A 20,164-nucleotide genomic window follows, 5' to 3' on the forward strand; every position below is an offset into this window, starting at 1 on the left:
CGTGCGTTGCCTACCCACGTATACTTCTTCAATATTTTCGAATATAAGTCTCGAAATATTGCGCTATCACTTGGTTAAGAATGACCATAGAGTGTATTTCAACGAGCGGATGGCCTTTCCGCGCTAACAGACAGGAAAAAATCATGAGCAAAGTTTTAGTTCTGAAATCCAGTATTCTCGCCGGTTATTCCCAGTCAAGCCAACTGGCTGATTTTTACGCTGAGCAGGTCTCTGCCAAAGGCGATCAGGTTACGGTACGCGATTTAGCAGCGAACCCGATTCCGGTACTTGACGGCGAACTGGTTGGCGCGCTGCGTCCTTCCGATAGCCCGCTGACGCCGCGTCAGCAAGAAGCGTTAGCGCTGTCTGATGAACTGATTGCCGAGCTGCAAGCTCATGATGTGATTGTTATTGCGGCACCCATGTACAATTTCAATATCCCGACGCAATTGAAAAACTATTTTGACCTGATCGCCCGTGCAGGCGTGACTTTCCGTTACACCGAAGCTGGCCCGGAAGGCCTGGTGAAAGGCAAGCGTGCGGTCATCCTCTCCAGCCGCGGTGGGATCCATAAAGACACCCCTACCGACCTGTTAACGCCGTATGTAAAACTGTTCCTCGGTTTCCTCGGTATCACTGACGTAAACTTCGTGTTTGCTGAAGGCATCGCCTATGGGCCGGAAGTGGCAACCAAGTCCACCACCGACGCGAAAGATGCTATCAAACAAATCGTTGCCGCGTAATTAGTGACGCTGTAACGCAAGGCGCCACACGGACGGGTGGCGCTCCTGCTTATTTTTGCCAGACTGGCTATTTTTTCAGCCATTGTCCGTTAATACCACGCACATATTCGCCCGCCGCCGCACGCTGAACCAACTTCTCACCGGCAATACGCGCCACCGCAGACGTGGTGAGATTGTTACGCTGCGCCAATTGCTGATATTGCACCTCGCGTCCCTTATTTACCCGCTCAACCAAAGCGCGCGTTTGTGCATCCTGCTTTAGCGGTGCGACATAACCACTCAACGTTTCCCCTACTCGCCTCTGTTGGCGTGCTTCATCCAGCGTTAAGGCACTGGCTAACGGGGAAAATAACAGCGCGCAGACGCACGCCCAGGCCACTCTTTTCATCGGCATTTCCTGTCAGAACAAATCGCTCTGATTCTTCAGTAAGGCTTCCACATCTTTATCGACTTTGATATGGATTTCATGTTCGATTTTTACATTCATATTAATGGTTATCGGCTCTTTCGGCGCCGCAACCTCAATACGCGGCACGCAACCAGCCAACAGCCCGCTCAATGCGAACAACGCGAGGTGCCTCAGCCTTAATATCATGGTTTTTGTTCCTTCTGCGACGGCAAGGTGGCGTTATCCTCCACCCAGGATTGCAAGTTATCGCCAAAGCGCAAGCTGCGCCAGAGCTGGAAGAGGTTTTCCCGATGGGTATAGTTCAACAAGACGCGTTGGGTACGGTTAATAAAGCGGCTTTTCCCATCCACCTGCGCGCTCATAGTAAGGTCACCAATGGTGTTCAGATTGAGCGTGGCCCAGGCCCGTGAAATCTCCATATAACGCAGCCAATCCAGCGCAGCGCCAGCGGCAACATTATTGCGGGTAATCGCATCCGCCATGTCTTTATCAAGACGTAAAGTCAGGCTGCCCTCGTTGGCTATCCAGCCATCTTTAACCAGCCACTGTGAATGATTAACCCATAGCGGCAGTTCACCGTTGATATGCCCGGACATGGCAATCTGCTTAGGATTGATGGCGGTAACCAGTTCGCTAAGATTGATCCCTCTTAACCGCAGGGTCGCCGCCGCGTGTTGCGGTAACCCAAGGTGCGCCATGCTCAGCGTCCCGCCAAGCATATCAACGCTGACATTAGTCAGGTCGAGCGGTTGGCGTTCACTCCACGGGTAGCTCCCCTGAAGATCGGCGCTAATGTTTGCCATCGCAAACTGATTATTGATTGCCTTGATGCGTAGCGACACTGGCCCACGCGCGCCAAAGACCCACTGATGTGCCTTCAGGCGGAAAGGGAGCGAAAAATCGATGCCGTTTATTTCGTTGTCCGGCATTTTTACGCTGCCATCCTTAACCACCCAATGCCCGCCGGCTTCCAGCCCTTGATCGCTGGCGGCGGAAAATGCCACTTGCGCTTTCAGGCTGCCCGACTGAATGCGCATTTTCAGATCCGGGCTTAGCAACGACTGAAAGGCAGTCAGCGATTGTTGCGGCCACCAGGCCTGACCACGCAGACGGATGCCATCCCAACGACCATTCACGCGCAGCGGGCCAATGGCGTCGGCCGAGAGCGAGCCGTTGAACAGGAAGCGTGCCGGGTCGCGCCCTTTTACCGCCAGCGACAAGGTAGAAGGCGGTAAATATCCTCCGCTGCTTAACGCAGTGCGTTGTGCGACCAGTTGTAGCTCACCATTAAAAGCAGGATGTTGCGTATCGCGTTGCCACACCACCGGTTTTGTGATGGTCAGCCGCGGCGCATTGACATCCACCATTCCGTATTGCAAGCGATCAAAGCCGGTTGAGAGTGTCGCCAGCGTAAGCGTACTGTCATGCCATTCGCCAGTACCGCGCACATCCCACTGTGCGGCTAATGGCGCCATATAGCCGTTGCCCCAATAACGCCAGGCCCAGCGGCCGTTATCCGGCCAAAAATTTTGCGACTTCCCGTCCAAATGCAGGGTAAAGCGCCCCATATTCGGATCATGCGCGCGGAGTATCGCCTGCAAGCGCCCGTCAACCCCCGCCTGAGAAACCTTGAGGCCGGCTAGCGGCCAGCGGGCTTCATCAACCTCTAAGGTTGACAGGAGCCGTCCGCGCATGCGCAATAACGCGCCGGGCTGAAGTTCTACCAGCGGATTGAGCACTGAGCCTCTCATGATGCCGGGGATCGCGGCATAAAATTGTAAATCCTGGAGTTTGCTTTCTCCGGTTAATTGCAGCGGCAACGCGCTATCAACAAAATCCAACCGGCCGGGCCCAAAACTCAAGACCACGTTACCTTTACCACCGCGCCCTTGAGTTAACAGATTAAAACGCCCCTGAAAAACGGTCGCGGATAACCCTTGCCGCCAGTGCGTCAAACTCAGGTTAAGGCCGCCCGCGAGCGGCTGCGCGGCGTAGGGCCAGCGCCACTGCCCCTGTTCAATCATCAACCGGTCGGCGGAAAGCGTCCACGGTAAGCGCAGTAGCGGCGTCTGATCATGCTGCGCCAGCACGCTGAAGGTTCCTTTCTGTTGCTGCCAGTCAAGCGCTAATATCAATGGCTGCGGTATCTGCTGTAAGGCCAATGTCCCGGCAACATGGCCGCTCGTCGGCAAAGTATCCGGCACTTCAGGCAGGGTTAGTTTACCGCTCAGCGTCAGCGGTTGTTGCAACAACGGATGTGAAAGACTGAACCGGTTTAGTGTTAATTGACGGCCACTCAGGCGCGCGTCTAACCGCAAATTTTTGCCCTGGTAATGGAGAGTTTGGCGCGCCGGACTCACCGCCAAATCCAACGCCCCGGCCCATTCAGGATAAGGAGAGAGTGTTAATTGATGTACCACCAGATGCGCATGTGGCAACAGCGCTTGCCACTGCGCCAGCGTGCGCGGCGCGGTAGTATCGGGCGCGCTTTGCGTCAGTTGATTGAGACACGCGCTATCCAGCGTGATTTTATCTGCCTCCGCTTCCCAGCGCGAGTGATGCCAACCCAGCGAAACCTGCGTCAATGCAACCAGTTCACAATCACCCACCCGATAATGCACGCCGGGTAAAACCAGACTGCCGTTTCGCCATCCCAGCCGGCCATCAAAGGCAATGGCAGTATTCTGCGGCAGCCAAATGCCCGCCAGGCGCGGCAACCATTCGGTGATGGTTAATACGCTCCCGACCAATAAAAGGATCAGCGCCAGCATCGCGGCACAGAAAACGTTGAAGCCACGGCTCATGGCGGCGAATTCCTGTTCTCTCGGTGAAATTCCTGTCTTGAATGATGGCACGTTACGGCGTAAGGGTGAAGTTTTTCGCCGGGAAATCATCGCGATGAGAGTACGGCCCAGGCAGATAAAGCGATAGAGGGCTCCGACCGTGAGAATAATTGTTATTATGTCCGATGCCGGAGGTAAAATGGGCCGGTGGCATGACGACAGGAGATCGGCAATGAAACTCGCGGTATACAGCACCAAACAGTATGACCGAAAATATCTGGAACAGGTTAACCAGGCGTTTGGCTTTGAACTGGAGTTTTTTGATTTTTTGCTCACTGCCCGCACGGCTAAAAACGCCGTGGGTTGTGACGCGGTCTGTATTTTTGTGAATGACGATGGCAGCCGTCCGGTATTGGAAGAGTTGGCGGAGCTTGGGGTGAAATTTATCGCACTGCGTTGCGCGGGTTTCAACAATGTTGACCTGCAAGCGGCAAAAGAGCTAGGGCTCGCGGTAGTGCGTGTCCCGGCCTATTCGCCTGAAGCGGTTGCTGAACATGCGGTGGGCATGATGATGACGTTAAACCGCCGCATCCATCGCGCTTATCAGCGTACGCGCGACGCCAATTTCTCCCTGGAAGGGTTGATTGGCTTTAATATGCACGGGCGTACTGCCGGGGTGATCGGAACCGGTAAAATTGGTATCGCCACCTTGCGCATCCTGAACGGTTTTGGGATGAGATTATTAGCGCACGATCCTTACCCTAATCCACAGGCGCTGGCGTTAGGCGCGGAATATGTGGATATTCATACGCTGTTCCAGCAATCCGATGTTATTTCGCTGCACTGTCCATTGACGCCCGAAAACCATCATCTACTGGATAATCACGCTTTTGCACAGATGAAAGATGGGGTCATGATTATTAACACTAGCCGCGGTGGGTTGATTGATTCGCAAGCGGCGATTGAGGCATTAAAACAGCAGAAAATCGGCGCGTTGGGGATGGATGTTTACGAAAACGAACGCGATTTATTCTTCGAAGATAAATCGAACGATGTGATCCAGGATGATGTTTTTCGCCGTCTGTCTGCCTGCCACAACGTGCTGTTCACCGGCCATCAGGCTTTTTTAACCGCAGAAGCGCTAACCGCGATTTCACACACCACGCTGGAAAATTTGCAACAACTGGTAAATGGCACGCCCTGCGCGAATAGCATCAGCATTTAATCGCTCCACGGGCGAAACGGACTTCGCCCATTGAGCAATACGCGGCTAGAGGCGTGCGCAACTCCCGTTAAGCAGCGCATTTTCACTACAGCGGCGCCCGTTAGCCAACTGACACATACCGATATTAGAGCCGTCAAGCTGGCGAGAAAAGGCTAGTGTGCCGCCGGCATTGGCGCAATTAGTTTCCGCCATCGCATTCATCACCACTCTGGGCTGAACGTGGGCGGCAGTAGCTTGTTGCGGCGGTTCGTTGTCGGCATTGTTGCTGCATGCGGAGAGCAGCAGCGCAACGCCAGCAAGCAGAAAGGTCGCTGCTTTCATGTGTCGGGCTCCGGGAAGATGTGAGTAGCAAGGCTCTGCCAGCATAATCCAGCTTTTGCGCCGGGTCGAGAGATGACACCTTTTTTTACTTATTTTAATTTTATGAAAAGCACCAGGCGCAATCTGAATTTTTATTTTTGCTAAAATAGATTGAAAATCAATAACAACAGAGGAAAGCCAATGTTAATGGATTTACTTCTCCGTATCGCCCTCGCCGGGGTTTTGGGCGGCCTTATCGGGCTTGAACGCCAAATGCGCGCCAAAGAAGCCGGTCTTCGCACGCATATACTGGTTGGGATCGGCAGTGCGATGTTTATGATCGTCTCAAAATATGGTTTTGACGATATTCTCAACCAAACGCATATTGGGCTCGATCCCAGCCGTATCGCAGCACAAGTCGTCAGCGGAATGGGCTTCCTCGGTGCCGGTACCATCATCATTCAAAAGCAGATGGTAAAAGGGCTAACCACCGCCGCAGGTCTATGGGTGACAGCCGCAATTGGTTTGGTCATTGGTAGCGGTCTGTATGAAATTGGGATTTATGGCACCGTGCTGGCCTTGGTCGTGCTGGAAGTTTTCCGCCGTATTAGCCACTGGTTAATTGGCCAACACCATACGTTGATCGTTCAGCTCAAACCGAAAAGCGTGCCTTCAGTATTGCTGGCGCTGCAAAAAGATCGCATCCGCTATGGGCAAATTTCGGTGGTTAACCGTGATAAAGAGAGCGGGTTATGCGAACTGACCATTGAAGTGACGCTGGCGCGCTCCGTTTCGGGTAGCAACCTCTATGAGCATCTGTTAGAGGTGAAAGGCGTCGAATCGGTCGAAGTACATTAATAGCGCGACTTTGTTCGCCGGTGCTATTCACCGTTGTGACCACACAAATCAAAAAATGGCCTTGTCCCCCTTTGCTAAACTTAGCTGATCCGGGTTCGCGTGCGAGCCTGACGGCTGTTTAGGTGAAGGACTTTTTATGATAACAATTGATGGCAACGGCGCCGTTGCATCGGTCGCATTTCGTACCAGCGAAGTCATCGCTATCTATCCGATTACGCCCAGTTCAACCATGGCAGAACAGGCAGATAGTTGGGCGGGCGATGGTCGCCAAAATATATGGGGCGACGTCCCGCGCGTGGTAGAGATGCAGTCGGAAGCCGGGGCGATTGCCACCGTGCACGGCGCACTGCAAACCGGCGCCCTTTCCACTTCGTTTACCTCTTCGCAGGGGTTGCTGTTGATGATCCCCACGCTGTATAAACTGGCCGGTCAGTTAACGCCGTTTGTACTGCATGTTGCCGCGCGTACCGTCGCCACTCACGCGTTATCCATCTTTGGCGACCACTCCGATGTGATGGCGGTGAGGCAAACCGGCTGTGCCATGCTGTGCGCCAGCAACGTCCAGGAAGCGCAAGATTTTGCGCTAATTTCCCAAATGGCGTCGTTAAATAGCCGCGTCCCGTTTATTCACTTTTTTGATGGTTTCCGTACCTCGCATGAAATTAATAAAATCGTACCGTTGGCGGATGAAACCCTGCACAAACTGATGCCGCAAGCGGCGATTGATGCACATCGTCAGCGCGCGTTAACGCCCGACCATCCGGTAATTCGCGGGACCTCGGCCAATCCGGATACGTATTTCCAGTCACGCGAGGCGACCAATCCCTGGTATGACGCCACCTATGCGCATGTGGAACAGGCGATGCAAGATTTTGCCGCTGAAACCGGGCGGCATTATCACCCCTTCGAATATTATGGTCATCCGCAGGCGGAGCGAGTAATAATTTTAATGGGGTCAGCCGTTGGTACTTGTGAAGAAACCATTGATGAATTACTGCAACGCGGTGAAAAAGTCGGTCTGCTGAAAGTTCGCCTTTATCGGCCTTTTTCCGCCGCCCACCTGCTGGCGATGCTGCCCGCAAGCGCCAGTAAAATTGCGGTGCTTGATCGAACCAAAGAGCCCGGCGCGCTGGCGGAACCGCTGTATTTGGATGTGATGACCGCATTGGCGGAAGCCTTTAGTCGCGGTGAACGGCAGCAAATGCCGCGCGTTATTGGCGGCCGTTATGGTTTATCATCAAAAGAGTTTGACCCGGCCTGCGCGTTAGCGGTGTTCAATGCGTTGCAGCAAGATAATCCACCGCCGCGCTTTACCGTCGGTATTTATGACGATGTCACCCATCTTTCGTTGCCATTAGCGGAAAATACCCTACCAAACCATGCGCGTCTGGAAGCGCTGTTTTACGGCCTCGGCAGTGATGGCAGTGTTTCCGCCACCAAAAATAACCTCAAAATTATTGGTAATAGCACGCCCTGGCAGGTGCAAGGCTATTTCGTTTATGACTCGAAAAAAGCTGGCGGCCTGACGATTTCACACCTGCGCGTCAGCGAGCGCCCGATTAACTCCGCCTACCTTATTGACCAGGCCGATTTCGTCGGCTGCCATCAATTGCAGTTTATCGACAAGTATCAAATGGCCGAGCGGCTGAAGCCCGGCGGCATTTTTTTGTTGAACACACCTTATGCTGCTGATGAGGTATGGTCCCGTCTGCCACAAGAGGTTCAGGCGGTACTGAATCAAAAACAGGCGCGTTTCTACGTGATTAACGCGGCGAAAATTGCCCGCGATTGCCAACTTGGCGCACGCATTAATACCGTGATGCAGATGGCTTTTTTCCAACTTACTGCCATCCTGCCGCCCGATACGGCGCGGGAAGCGTTGCAAAACGCCATTGCCCGCAGCTATAGCAGCAAAGGACAGGAGTTGGTGGAACGTAACTGGCAGGCGCTAGCTGCGGCCCAGACCTCGTTACAGGAAGTCACGCTCCAGCCGGTTAATGCCGACAGTCCGCTACGTCCGCCGGTGGTTTCCGATGCGGCGCCGGATTTTGTTAAAACGGTCACCGCCACCATGCTGGCCGGGTTGGGCGATGCATTACCGGTTTCCGCGCTGCCCCCGGATGGCACCTGGCCGACCGGGACCACACGCTGGGAAAAACGGAATATTGCCGAAGCGATCCCCATCTGGAAACCGGATCTCTGTACCCAGTGTAATCACTGCGTCGCCGCCTGCCCGCACTCGGCCATTCGCGCTAAGGTGGTTGCTCCAGAGGCGATGGACGGCGCGCCCGATACGCTCCAGTCGTTGGATGTGAAAGCACGCGATATGCGCGGACAAAAATATGTGCTGCAAGTTGCGCCAGAGGATTGCACCGGTTGTAACCTCTGCGTAGAAGTGTGTCCGGCAAAAGATCGCCAGGAACCGTCGATCAAAGCTATCAATATGATGTCGCGTCTCGACCATGTGGAAGAGGAGAAAGCCCATTACGATTTCTTCCTCGATTTGCCGGAAATCGATCCGGCGCAGTTGGAGCGCATTGATATTCGCACCTCACAACTGATTACCCCGCTGTTTGAATATTCAGGCGCCTGCTCAGGCTGCGGTGAAACGCCCTATATCAAGCTACTCACCCAGCTCTATGGCGATCGTTTATTGATTGCGAATGCGACCGGCTGTTCATCGATTTATGGCGGCAACCTGCCTTCGACGCCTTACACCACCAACGCCGAAGGGCGCGGACCGGCATGGGCGAACTCATTGTTCGAAGACAATGCGGAGTTTGGCCTCGGCTTCCGCCTAACCGTTGACCAACACCAGCAGCGGGTGCGCCGCCTGCTTGAGCGCTATGCCGACCGGCTACCTAACGACCTGCTGGAGGGGCTAAAAAGTGACACCGCCACAATAGAGCAACGTCGTCAGCATATTGCTACCCTACGCGCCGCATTGGCCGACATTGATGAAGCGGACGCCCGCCAATTAAGCGCCGATGCCGATGCGCTGGTGGATAAGTCTATCTGGCTGATTGGCGGCGATGGCTGGGCGTATGATATTGGTTTTGGCGGCTTGGACCATGTTATGAGCCTCACCGAAAACGTTAATGTGCTGGTACTGGATACGCAATGTTACTCCAATACCGGTGGTCAGGCCTCGAAAGCAACGCCATTGGGCGCGGTCACCAAGTTTGGCGAGCACGGCAAGCGTAAGGCTCGGAAAGATTTAGGCGTTAGCATGATGATGTACGGTCATGTTTACGTGGCGCAAATTTCACTTGGCGCGCAGCTAAACCAGACCGTTAAGGCGATTCAGGAGGCGGAAGCCTGGCCGGGTCCGTCACTCATTATTGCTTACAGCCCGTGTGAAGAGCATGGTTACGATCTGGCGTTAAGCCATGATCAGATGCGTCAGCTTACCGCCAGTGGCTTCTGGCCGCTCTATCGCTTCGACCCGCGTCGTACCGAAGAAGGCAAGTTGCCATTGTCACTGGATTCGCGTCCGCCCTCCTGTGAACTGGACGCGGCGCTGATGAATGAACAGCGTTTTCGTCGGCTTAATGCGCAGCAGCCGGAGGTTGCGGAACAATTGTGGCGCGATGCCGCTGAAGATTTACAGCGTCGCTATGACCTATTAGCGCAAATGGCCGGTAAAGCGGAAAAAAATCCGTCGTAACGACATTGTAAATGACAATATCATCATGGCCGGTTAACCCCGGCCTGTTTAGCCAGAGAAGGAACGCACTATGCAGGATAAAAACATACTTGTTGTGGCAAAACTCGTTGCCCAGCCGGGCAAAGCAGAAGAACTGAAAAGAGTGTTATCGGCCTGCGTCGCGCCCAGCCGCGCTGAAGATGGTAATCTTCATTACGATCTCTATCGTAGCGTAGAGGATGGTAACGTCTTCCTGTTTCATGAGCGCTGGAAAAATGCGGCGGCCGTCGAAACCCATAATGCACAACCGCATTTTAAAAAGCTTATTGCCGATTCAGAGCACTTGCTAAAACAACCGCCGGAAATTCAACAAATTGAAGCATAACGCCTCAACTCATTAAGCGAGCGCGGCAGTTTTTGCCTTTAATTTTTCCCTGCTGTAGCTGCTTCAATGCCCGACGCGCCACATCGTGACGAATGGCAACCCACGCATGGGTTGCCGTAATGGTTATTTTCCCTACCTGGTCGGCACTTAAACCGGCATCGCCGGTTAATGCGCCAAGAATATCGCCGGCGCGCATTTTCGCTTTACGCCCACCATCAATACACAGGGTACTCATTTCCGCCGGGAGAGGTTGCGGAGTCACCGCTTTTAACGCCGCAGTAGATTGCCAGTTAAGCGTCTGTTGCAGATAATCCTCCAGCGCATGCGCCCGTACCATTTCGTCGGCGGCGACCAAACTGACCGCATAGCCCTGCTCGCCCGCCCGCGCCGTGCGACCAATACGGTGAATATGAACTTCCGGGTCGAACGCCAGTTGATAATTCACGACCAGCGCCAGTGACTTAATATCCAGCCCGCGAGCGGCAACATCAGTCGCCACCAACACCCGGCAACTGCCGTTGGCGAAGCGGATCATCATTTCATCGCGGTCGCGTTGCTCCAGGTCGCCATGGAGCGCCAGTGCGCTGATCTGCTGCTCAGTAAGCGCCTGAACAATGTCATTACATTCGCGCCGGGTATTACAGAACACCACACACGAGACCGGTTGTTGCTGACTCAGAACGCCAATCAACAGTGATAACTTTTCACGCCCGGACACTTCATAGAAGCGCTGCTCAATCGCCGGTAACTCCGCCACATCATCGGTTTCAATGGTGAGCGGTTGGCGCTGAATTCGCTGGCTGATTTGCGCAATGCCCTGTGGCCAGGTGGCGGAAAATAGCAGCGTTTGGCGCTCAACTGGCGTATAGCTGATAATTGCGTCAATATCGTCGCGGAACCCCATCTCCAGCATACGATCCGCCTCATCCAATACCAGGCAACTTATCGCGCTGATCTTGAGCGTTTCACGCTTAAGATGATCGAGAACACGTCCCGGCGTTCCGACCACAATATGCGGCGCATGTTGCAGAGAATCGCGCTGCGCGCTCAGCGGTTGTCCGCCACACAGCGTCAATATTTTAATATTCTGCGTAAAGCGTGCCAGGCGGCGTAACTCTCCGGCCACCTGATCGGCCAGTTCACGGGTGGGACACAGCACCAATCCCTGCGTGGCATAGCGCGATACATCAATACGCTGCAATACACCGAGGCCAAACGCGGCGGTTTTACCGCTACCGGTTTTCGCCTGCGCCCGAACATCGCTTCCCTGCAAAATAGCGGGCAATGCGGCCGCCTGGATAGGCGTCATACTGTGATAGCCCATTTCTGCGAGGTTAGTTAGCTGGCTAGCGGGAAGTTGAGTCAGGGTAGAAAAAGCGGTCACGGTAGTCTCTCTGCGGCATTGAGGCGGCTTAATGGCCGCACAGTTTATCAGAAAAACCTTGGCGGTTTCGCTAAATAGGTTCTACCAATGCAAGGCGAAAATTTTTCCGCAGGGAATATCGCACCAAAACGGCTGGAATTCGGCGCCGTAATCCGTACCATACACGCCAATATTGCTCCTTTAGCTATGTGAGTCCCCAATGTCTGATCAAACAGAAAATAAGCGCGAACGCTACAACCTGAATAAGCTGCAAAAACGCCTGCGTCGTAATGTAGGAGAAGCGATTGCCGATTTTGCTATGATTGAAGAAGGTGACCGCATTATGGTGTGCCTCTCCGGTGGGAAAGACAGTTACACCATGCTGGAGATTTTGCGCAATTTGCAGCAGAGCGCGCCGGTAAATTTCTCGCTGGTGGCGGTTAACCTTGACCAAAAGCAGCCCGGTTTCCCCGAACATGTGCTGCCGCAATATCTGGACTCCCTCGGGGTGGAATACAAAATTGTCGAAGAGAATACCTACGGCATCGTAAAAGAGAAAATTCCGGAAGGGAAAACCACCTGTTCGCTTTGCTCACGCTTGCGTCGTGGGATCCTTTACCGCACCGCCACCGAGTTAGGATGTACCAAAATTGCATTGGGTCACCATCGTGACGATATTCTGCAAACTCTGTTTTTGAATATGTTTTACGGTGGCAAGATGAAAGGCATGCCGCCAAAACTGATGAGCGATGACGGTAAACATATCGTTATTCGCCCACTGGCCTATTGCCGTGAGAAGGATATTGAGCGTTTCGCCATCGCGCGTGAGTACCCAATTATTCCGTGCAACCTTTGTGGCTCACAGCCTAACCTGCAGCGCCAGGTCATCGCCGATATGCTGCGCGATTGGGATAAACGCTACCCTGGCCGCATTGAAACGATGTTTAGCGCCATGCAGAACGTGGTGCCTTCACATCTGGCCGATTTCGAACTGTTTGACTTCAAGGGCATTCAGCACGGCAGTGAAGTGGTTGCGGGCGGCGACATTGCTTTTGATCGCGAAACACTGCCGCTGCGCCCTGCCGGTTGGCAACCGGATGAAGAGGAAGACGCGGCCGCCGTTCGTCTGAATGTATTAGAACTTAAGTAAGTTTCAGGGCGATGGCGACATCGCCCCAACGAACCGATGCGGCGGCGGATCGATAATCGGTGTAGGGTCCGGCTCGGTTGGCGGAGGGTCTGGAATAGGTTGTGGTTTGGGGATCGGGTCAGGAACCGGTACCGGGTCGGCAGGCAGCGGTTCAGAAGCGCGGATTTGTTCGCTCCAATAGGTTGTGAACATGCTCTTCTCCTTATCTACGGGATGAGCAGTAAGCATAGAAGAAGATGATAAGCTCTGGCGAAACGGCAAAAAAAAGCCGGCTCAAGGCCGGCATCGTATGAATCAATTGTGCTATGCATTAATTCAAAAAAGGAAGTAAGACAATATGGAGCGCAACGCCCATCGCTTGACGTTGCATTCACCTGCGAGAGAAAGTTTGCCGCAGCGAGCGCGCAGGCTTATTGATGTCGATCAGCTTTTTTTCAGTTTTCCATCACGCTTTGCCGGAATCTCACAGCCACCGGCGTCGTTTTAACCACCACGCGACGCCTAACACCAGCAAGACTAATAACAGGCAAAAAACGCTAAACCCATAACGCCATGTGCCGCCGGGAATACCGCCAAGGTTAACGCCGAACAGGCCAGTTAAAAATGTAGTGGGTAAAAACACCATTGCCAGCAACGACATAGTATAGGTACGACGGTTCATCGCCTCCGCCAGTACCGACGCAATTTCATCAGACAGCACCGCGGTACGCGCCACGCTGGCATCCAAATCATCAAGCCCACGCCCTAAGCGATCGGAAATTTCCTGCATCCGGCGACGCTCATCATCATCCATCCACGGAAGCCGCTCACTCGCCAGCCGCGCATAAACGTCACGCTGCGGTGCCATATAGCGCCGCATCACAATAAGTTGTTTGCGGAGCAACGCCAACTCACCGCGCGCCGGTACCCGTTGATCCAGCAATGCATCTTCCAGCTCGATAATCTTATCGTGCAGCTCTTCAATAAATTCACTGGTGTGATCGGTTAATGCGTCGCACACCTCGACTAACCAACTTCCGCCGTCAACCGGGCCGTTCCCTTCTTGCAGATCGCTTAACACTTCATCAATCGCGTACACTTTCCGACGCCGGGTAGACACGATCAACTTATCATTGATAAATACCCGTACCGCAACCAACTGGTCGGGACGGGAATCACTGTTTAGATTCACGCTGCGCAACGTGATCATAAACCCATCGCCAAGGCGGCTCACGCGTGGCCGCATACTGTCGCCAGACAGCGCGTCACGCACCGTATCGGGTATTAATGGCGTGGAGGAAAGCCATGCCGCGCTGTCACGATGGGTATAATTTAGGTGTAGCCAACACGGACGTTCGCAATGAATCACATCTTTATCTTCAATGGGAACCATGCCGCCTTTACCATCAAGCTGACAGGCAATGATGGCATCAGAAACTTGTAACGCTTTTCCTTGAATGACGTCCACCTCAAGCCCCGGTAATCAGAATAATCAATACGATACAGTCTAGCGCTCAGCCCGACAGAATCAATCTCTACGCAACAGTGCCCATACCCGGCACAGATTTAATGTTTAAGGATGTAGAGCTCGCGGCTGTAAGCCACATCTTCCGGGTTATTAATGGGGTAACCTTTCACCCACGGCTTAATCAAACGCCCATTGGTATACTGATAAATTGGCGCGATCGGCGCCTGATCGGCGAGGATCTGTTCGGCACGGTTATAATCCTCATTACGCATCTTGTCGTTAGTTTCTTTACTCGCCTGAGCCAGCACCGCATCATATTCAGCGCTGTTAAAACGGGCAATATTGCCGCTATGGGCCGAAGTTAACAAACTGAGAAAGGTTGAAGGCTCGTTATAATCGCCAACCCATGAAGCGCGAATAACATCGAAATTGCCGCTATTGCGGCTGTCGATATAGGTTTTCCACTCCTGATTTTGCAATTTCACCTCAGCGCCCAAGTTCTTTTTCCACATTGACGCCACCGCAATAGCAATCTTTTGGTGGTTTTCCGAGGTGTTATATAACAGCGTCAGATGCAAAGGCTTAGTTGGGCCGTACCCCGCCGCCGCCAGCATGCCTTTCGCCTGCGCGTTAAGCTCCGCCTGGGAGTGTTGTTGTAGGAAACTGGCTTTCGGTTTAAAACCTGCGGTGACATCCGGCGTAAAATGCCAGGCTGGCTTCTCGCCGGTGCCCAACACCTTTTCAGCGATGATGCGGCGATCAATACTCCACGACAGCGCGCGCCGCACCCGCACATCGGCGGTCGGGCCTTTTTGCGTGTTGAACGCGTAGTAGTAGGTCCCTAATTGATCTGGCGTATACACTTGGTCGGGAATGGTTTTTTTCAACAGCCCATACATATTTTTCGGGAACGACTCAGTAATATCAATATCACCGGCGCGATAGCGTTTAGTGGCGCTCGACTCTTCGTTAATTGGCACAAACGTCACTTTGGTCAACACCGAGTGCGCGTTGTCCCAATACTTATCATTGCGCACCAGCACAATCTTTTCATTCACCACCCGTTGTTCCAGACGATATGCCCCATTGCCAACCAGATTCTCTTTTTTAGTCCAGCCATCGCCAAACTGTTCAACCACCTTCTGCGGTACCGGATAAAGGCTGAAATTAGCCGCCAGGCTCGGGAAGTAAGGCACCGGCCGTTCCAGCGAGACTTTAAGATGCGTATTATCCAGCGCCACCACGCCCAGTTTATCGGGTGACAGAGTGCCTTTGGTGATGGCATCCGCATTCAACATTCCTGCCAACCCGGCGAACCAGGCAAACGGCGACGTATTTTTCGGATCCACTAAACGTTGCCAGCTGTAGACAAAATCATGAGCGGTCAGCGGATCGCCATTCGACCAACGGGCATCTTTACGCAGGGTAAAAATCCAGGTTTTGTTGTCATTCGTCTGCCAGCTCTGCGCCACGCCTGGCACAATCTTTCCATTTGCATCCTGATTGGTGAGCCCTTCAAACAGATCCCGAATGACTTGAATTTCCGGCAACCCCACCGCTTTCACCGGATCAAGCGACGCAGGTTCATCCTTAATATGACGAACAATTTCCTGTTTAGCGGCCAGTTGCGTTCCCGGTGGCACGATTGCGGCCCACGCAGGTGCATACAGGCTGGCAACCCACAGCGCCCCCAGAGTAAAACGAAAGGATTTCATCATCATCGGCCCTTAAATCTGTCAAAGAGAAGATGCCAGACAGGCATTCGCTATCATTGCCTGGCACTTTATCGCAAATCCTTGATCGATAAATAGCTATTTTCACCCGGCCGGTTTTACGTTAGCTTTATTTGCGAGGATCTTCACAGGAGTTCATAGACATGTCGTTGCTACATCCGCGTCCGTTGCGCGGCAAACTGGATGTGGAAGCAAAAACCTACGGTACCTCGGTGCTTGGCGCGCCGCTGTTATGGTTCCCTGCTCCGCTGGCCGATGCGAACAGTGGGTTGATTTTGGCTGGCACGCATGGCGATGAAACGGCTTCAATCGTCACTCTCTCCTGTGCGATGCGGACATTGCAAGAAACGCATCGCCGCCACCATGTGGTGCTGGCGGTCAACCCGGACGGGTGCCAACTTGGTCTACGGGCCAATTATCGCGGCGTGGATCTTAACCGCAACTTTCCGGCGGCCAACTGGCAGTCTGGAGAGTCGGTGTACCGCTGGAATAGTGCGGCGGATGAGCGCGATGTGATTTTATCAACCGGCGACGCCCCGGCTTCAGAGCCGGAAACACAGGCGCTGTGTACCCTGATTCATCAACTGGCTCCGCGTTGGGTGGTCAGTTTTCATGAGCCGCTGGCGTGTATTGAAGATCCGCATAGCAGCCCATTAGGTCACTGGCTGGCGCTACGCATGGCGTTACCACTGGTGAGCAGCGTCGGTTATGCCACGCCAGGCTCATTCGGCAGTTGGTGCGCAGATTTAAGTCTGCCGTGCATTACTGCCGAATTACCGCCGGTTTCCGCCGATGCCGCCAGTGAGACGTGGTTGCAGGCAATGATCGATTTACTTAGCTGGCAGCCGTAAGATCGATACGCCCGGCGGAAAAACGTAGCCCGGGCTCTACATCCACCGCCAGCCAGGTAGGGCCATCCAAATCAATGAAACGCGCGCGCGGCACCAGCGGTAACGCGGCGTTAATCGCCCTTGAGGTGCAGAGCATACAACCGAGCATCACGCCAAACCCCGCTGCTTCAGCCGCGTTTGCCAGCGCCAGCGCTTCAGTAAGCCCGCCGGTTTTATCCAGCTTAATGTTCACCAGCTCATAACGCGCGCGTAGCGCTGGCAGACTTTCACGCGTATGGCAACTTTCATCGGCGCAAATCGGTAATGGATGAATAAAGTTTTCTAACCCGGCATCCTCTTCCGCCGGTAGCGGCTGCTCCAACATTTCAACGCCAAGGTCCGCCAATAATTGGCAACGGGCCGCCAACCCTTCGCTGTGCCAAGACTCATTCGCATCGACGATCAGCCGCGCCTCGGGCACAGCGGTACGAATCGCCATCAGCCGTTCGGTAATCAGATGATCATCCAGCTTAATTTTTAGCAACCGGGCACCATTATCCCAGGCGGCCAGTGCACTGCTGGCCATCGCCTCTGGCGTATCGATACTGACGGTTTGCGCCATTGAGACGGTGGCCGGTAGCGGCGTAGCCAGCGATTGCCACAGCGTTTGCTGCTGTTGACGGGCGGCGAGATCCCACAATGCAGAATCGATCGCATTACGCGCAGCGCCAGCGGGTAACGCCTGTTGCAGAGCCTCGCGTGATAAACCGCGCTCTAACGCCGGTAATAGCGCACTAATTTGCGCCAGCACCGAGGACTCGCTTTCCCCGTAACGTGGATAGGGCGTGCATTCACCAATCCCCTTAACGCCATTCTCTTCCAGCTCTACCACCACCACGCCCGCTTCGGTACGCGCGCCGCGTGCTATAATAAAAGGCTTATGTAACGGCCAGGCCTCAGGGTAAACTCTTACCGCTCTCATCCACGCATCCTTTTGTTACTGGTTGATAGAGTAATAGCGTAATAACTTTTTGACAGCACTCACCTTCGCAAAATTTTGTGGATGTGCCAATCTTAACGGCGCGATGCATGTCACGGACATGGCATATAATTTCGCTGTCTCACCCGGCTCCGCCCTCGGGGGCGGCCCGAAGTGTTAAACATATGAATAAGGAACGATTATGTCTCAAACCGTACATTTTCAGGGCAATGCGGTATCTGTTGACGGACAGTTGCCAAAAGCAGGCGAGAAAGCAAAACCGTTTACGCTGGTTGCCAAAAACCTTTCTGATGTTTCACTTTCCGAATATGCGGGTAAGCGTAAGGTTCTGAATATTTTTCCGAGTATTGATACCGGCGTCTGCGCAGCGTCGGTACGTAAATTTAACCAACTAGCGGGAGAGATGGATAACGCCGTAGTGCTGTGTATTTCCGCCGATTTACCGTTCGCGCAATCACGCTTTTGCGGCAGCGATGGGTTAAGTAATGTGGTGACGCTTTCCACGCTGCGCGGCAGTGAATTTAAACAGGACTATGGCGTGGCGATTTCCGATGGCCCGTTGAAAGGCCTAACCGCGCGCGCCGTGGTGGTGATTGATGAAAATGACAATGTGCTGTATAGCCAACTGGTCAGTGAGATTACCACCGAACCCGATTATGATGCCGCGCTGGCATCGCTGAAATAAACCCGCGGTAAAAGTGGCCGGGGATTTCCGGCCACTACGACTCAATATCGTTCTTTTTCTGGCTCAGCCCATACTCGCGTAATTTATTGGCAATCGCGGTGTGTGAAACGCCCAAACGTTTCGCCAGCTTACGTGTACTGGGATACGAGAGATAAAGTCGGGTCAAAACCGACCGCTCAAACCGGCTGGTTATCTCATCCAGCGAGCCTTCCATGACCTCGTCGTCGGGCAATGACTCAAGCGAGAATTCTGGCAAAACAATATCCTGCTGCCGTAATTCATCCCCTTCCAACTGCGTTAATGCGCGATACAACACATTCTTTAACTGGCGCACATTGCCCGGCCAGCTATAACGCGATAAAAACCCGTTAAGCTGCGGCGAGAGGCGTGGACGCGCGACGCCTTGTTCATCAGCGAAGCGTGCAACAAACATTTCCGTGAGCGGCAAAATATCTGGCTGACGTTCACGTAGCGGCGGCAAATTAAGCGTTAATACATTTAGCCGGTAGAACAAATCTTCGCGAAACTCACCGCGATTAACCAGTTCAATCAAGTTCTTTTGCGTGGCGCAAATGACCCGTACATCAACGTGAACTTCATGTTCTTCACCCACGCGCCGAAACGTACCGTCATTCAGAAAGCGCAGCAGTTTGGTCTGCATGCGTGGCGACATTTCACCAATTTCATCCAGCAGCACTGAGCCGCCATTCGCTTGTTCAAAGAACCCTTTCTTCCCTTCCAGCGCATTAGGATAAGCGCCCGGTGCGTGCCCAAATAATTCGCTTTCTGCGACATCATCCGGTAGCGAAGCACAGTTCAACGCCAGGAACGGTTTTTTACCGCGTGCGCTGCGCAAGTGACAGGCATGGGCTAGCATATCCTTGCCGGTACCGGTATCGCCAATAATCAGTAACGGCGCGTCCAGCATGGCTAACTTACGCGCCTGCTCCAGTAACTGACGCATTTTCGGGCTCGCCGCCACGATATGTTCAAAGCCGGAATCATCGTTAACCGTCAGGTTCTGCAATTGCCGCCCCATCCGCGCGGTGGATTTCAGCATAATCACCGCGCCGACCGGCGTAGAGGCGTTTTCCTCTTCATCGGCGGTATAAATCGGCCGCGCTTCCATCAAAAAATCTCGCCCCTGAATCACCACATGCTGTGCCTGCGCGTCAACGCGCTCGCCTTCTAGCCAACGGGTAAAATTAAAACCGTTAATCAGCGCGCCAACGTTGTAATTGCGGATTTTCTGTTCGTCGAGGCTGAATAGCACCTGGGCTGCGGGGTTAGCCAGTTCGATTTTGCTTTTCATATCGACCGAGAACACCGGTTCCGGCATGGCGACCAGCAAGGCGCTCAGCGCCCGATGTTCACGTTCGGAAGGCATAAACGCCACGGTGCGTACATCGGTAACGCCGGATATTCGGCGTATCTCCGCCATCAGATGGCTAAATTGATCAAACGCGATGGCGGAAAAATTGAGGTAGATGCGACCAATGGAAGCGATTTCGATGCCGCGTAAGTCAATATTTCGTTCAACAAGGAGATCAAGCAGTTCGCGGGTGAGACCTATTCGGTCCTGGCAAAAGACTTCCAAACGCATTGGG

18 protein-coding genes are annotated in these 20,164 nt (G+C 53.5%); 8 read left to right on the forward strand and 10 right to left on the reverse strand.

What is annotated here, in order from left to right:
- The first annotated feature begins 143 nt into the window (after positions 1 to 143).
- Entirely contained in the window at positions 144 to 743 is a 600-nt protein-coding gene (gene azoR / locus PMPD1_RS11615) for an FMN-dependent NADH-azoreductase (RefSeq protein ID WP_173634188.1), read from the forward strand.
- A 67-nt stretch (positions 744 to 810) separates the two neighbouring features.
- Here the strand turns inward: azoR and PMPD1_RS11620 are convergent, their stop codons facing one another.
- The 3 genes from PMPD1_RS11620 to PMPD1_RS11630 are packed head-to-tail and all read right to left on the reverse strand — an operon-like array spanning position 811 to position 3,956.
- Entirely contained in the window at positions 811 to 1,131 is a 321-nt protein-coding gene (locus PMPD1_RS11620) for a YdbL family probable chaperone protein (RefSeq protein WP_173634189.1), read from the reverse strand.
- A 12-nt stretch (positions 1,132 to 1,143) separates the two neighbouring features.
- The gene (locus PMPD1_RS11625) at positions 1,144 to 1,338 is read right to left on the reverse strand and encodes a YnbE family lipoprotein (RefSeq protein ID WP_173634190.1); all 195 of its coding nucleotides are present in this window, start codon (positions 1,336 to 1,338) and stop codon (positions 1,144 to 1,146) included.
- Positions 1,335 to 3,956, reverse strand: coding sequence for a YdbH family protein (locus PMPD1_RS11630; protein ID WP_173634191.1), 2,622 nt, complete (start codon positions 3,954 to 3,956; stop codon positions 1,335 to 1,337). Before PMPD1_RS11630 ends, PMPD1_RS11625 begins: the two co-directional genes overlap by 4 nt.
- A 211-nt stretch (positions 3,957 to 4,167) precedes the next feature.
- Here PMPD1_RS11630 and PMPD1_RS11635 point away from each other — a divergent pair, with 211 nt between their 5' ends.
- Positions 4,168 to 5,160 carry a 2-hydroxyacid dehydrogenase gene (locus PMPD1_RS11635; protein ID WP_173634192.1) on the forward strand — a complete coding sequence of 331 codons (993 nt, stop codon included), beginning with the start codon at positions 4,168 to 4,170 and terminating at the stop codon, positions 5,158 to 5,160.
- Positions 5,161 to 5,205: 45 nt separating this feature from the next.
- Here PMPD1_RS11635 and PMPD1_RS11640 read toward each other — a convergent pair whose 3' ends face one another.
- Positions 5,206 to 5,481, reverse strand: coding sequence for a putative hemolysin (locus tag PMPD1_RS11640; protein WP_173634193.1), 276 nt, complete (start codon positions 5,479 to 5,481; stop codon positions 5,206 to 5,208).
- Positions 5,482 to 5,661: 180 nt separating this feature from the next.
- Between PMPD1_RS11640 and PMPD1_RS11645 the strand changes: the two genes are divergently transcribed.
- The 3 genes from PMPD1_RS11645 to PMPD1_RS11655 all read left to right on the forward strand — a co-directional run bounded on the left by PMPD1_RS11645 (position 5,662) and on the right by PMPD1_RS11655 (position 10,349).
- The gene (locus PMPD1_RS11645) at positions 5,662 to 6,318 is read left to right on the forward strand and encodes an MgtC/SapB family protein (RefSeq protein WP_173634194.1); all 657 of its coding nucleotides are present in this window, start codon (positions 5,662 to 5,664) and stop codon (positions 6,316 to 6,318) included.
- 136 nt (positions 6,319 to 6,454) lie between these two features.
- Positions 6,455 to 9,985, forward strand: a complete 3,531-nt coding sequence (gene nifJ, locus PMPD1_RS11650) for a pyruvate:ferredoxin (flavodoxin) oxidoreductase (RefSeq protein ID WP_173634195.1) — start codon at positions 6,455 to 6,457, stop codon at positions 9,983 to 9,985.
- 70 nt (positions 9,986 to 10,055) lie between these two features.
- Positions 10,056 to 10,349, forward strand: coding sequence for a putative quinol monooxygenase (locus PMPD1_RS11655; RefSeq protein WP_173634196.1), 294 nt, complete (start codon positions 10,056 to 10,058; stop codon positions 10,347 to 10,349).
- 4 nt (positions 10,350 to 10,353) lie between these two features.
- On the opposite strand, the gene dbpA is transcribed toward PMPD1_RS11655, so the two are convergent.
- Positions 10,354 to 11,733 (reverse strand): ATP-dependent RNA helicase DbpA, encoded by a 1,380-nt coding sequence (gene dbpA / locus PMPD1_RS11660; protein ID WP_173634197.1) that lies wholly within the window; start codon positions 11,731 to 11,733, stop codon positions 10,354 to 10,356.
- Positions 11,734 to 11,932: 199 nt separating this feature from the next.
- On the opposite strand from dbpA, the gene ttcA reads away from it, so the two are divergent.
- Positions 11,933 to 12,862: a tRNA 2-thiocytidine(32) synthetase TtcA gene (gene ttcA, locus PMPD1_RS11665; RefSeq protein WP_173634198.1), complete on the forward strand. Its 930-nt coding sequence runs from the start codon at positions 11,933 to 11,935 to the stop codon at positions 12,860 to 12,862.
- 3 nt (positions 12,863 to 12,865) lie between these two features.
- Here ttcA and ynaL read toward each other — a convergent pair whose 3' ends face one another.
- From ynaL to PMPD1_RS11680, 3 genes are all read right to left on the reverse strand, one after another.
- On the reverse strand, positions 12,866 to 13,054 hold the full coding sequence (ynaL, locus tag PMPD1_RS11670) for a proline-rich small protein YnaL (protein WP_173634199.1): 189 nt from the start codon (positions 13,052 to 13,054) through the stop codon (positions 12,866 to 12,868).
- Between the two features lie 271 nt (positions 13,055 to 13,325).
- Positions 13,326 to 14,309, reverse strand: coding sequence for a zinc transporter ZntB (gene zntB / locus PMPD1_RS11675; RefSeq protein WP_173634200.1), 984 nt, complete (start codon positions 14,307 to 14,309; stop codon positions 13,326 to 13,328).
- Positions 14,310 to 14,407: 98 nt separating this feature from the next.
- On the reverse strand, positions 14,408 to 16,027 hold the full coding sequence (locus PMPD1_RS11680) for a peptide ABC transporter substrate-binding protein (protein ID WP_173636202.1): 1,620 nt from the start codon (positions 16,025 to 16,027) through the stop codon (positions 14,408 to 14,410).
- Between the two features lie 158 nt (positions 16,028 to 16,185).
- On the opposite strand from PMPD1_RS11680, the gene mpaA reads away from it, so the two are divergent.
- Positions 16,186 to 16,893 (forward strand): murein tripeptide amidase MpaA, encoded by a 708-nt coding sequence (gene mpaA, locus PMPD1_RS11685; protein ID WP_173634201.1) that lies wholly within the window; start codon positions 16,186 to 16,188, stop codon positions 16,891 to 16,893.
- On the opposite strand, the gene ycjG is transcribed toward mpaA, so the two are convergent.
- Positions 16,877 to 17,854: an L-Ala-D/L-Glu epimerase gene (gene ycjG, locus PMPD1_RS11690; RefSeq protein ID WP_173634202.1), complete on the reverse strand. Its 978-nt coding sequence runs from the start codon at positions 17,852 to 17,854 to the stop codon at positions 16,877 to 16,879. The two genes, mpaA and ycjG, sit on opposite strands and share 17 nt — an antisense overlap.
- A gap of 199 nt (positions 17,855 to 18,053) precedes the next feature.
- On the opposite strand from ycjG, the gene tpx reads away from it, so the two are divergent.
- Positions 18,054 to 18,557: a thiol peroxidase gene (gene tpx / locus PMPD1_RS11695; RefSeq protein ID WP_173634203.1), complete on the forward strand. Its 504-nt coding sequence runs from the start codon at positions 18,054 to 18,056 to the stop codon at positions 18,555 to 18,557.
- Between the two features lie 34 nt (positions 18,558 to 18,591).
- Here tpx and tyrR read toward each other — a convergent pair whose 3' ends face one another.
- A complete protein-coding gene (gene tyrR, locus PMPD1_RS11700) occupies positions 18,592 to 20,160 on the reverse strand; it encodes a transcriptional regulator TyrR (protein WP_173634204.1) in 1,569 nt (522 codons plus the stop codon).
- Positions 20,161 to 20,164: the final 4 nt, after the last annotated feature.

This window comes from Paramixta manurensis (genome assembly GCF_013285385.1).
In the GTDB taxonomy this organism is placed as follows: domain Bacteria; phylum Pseudomonadota; class Gammaproteobacteria; order Enterobacterales; family Enterobacteriaceae; genus Paramixta; species Paramixta manurensis.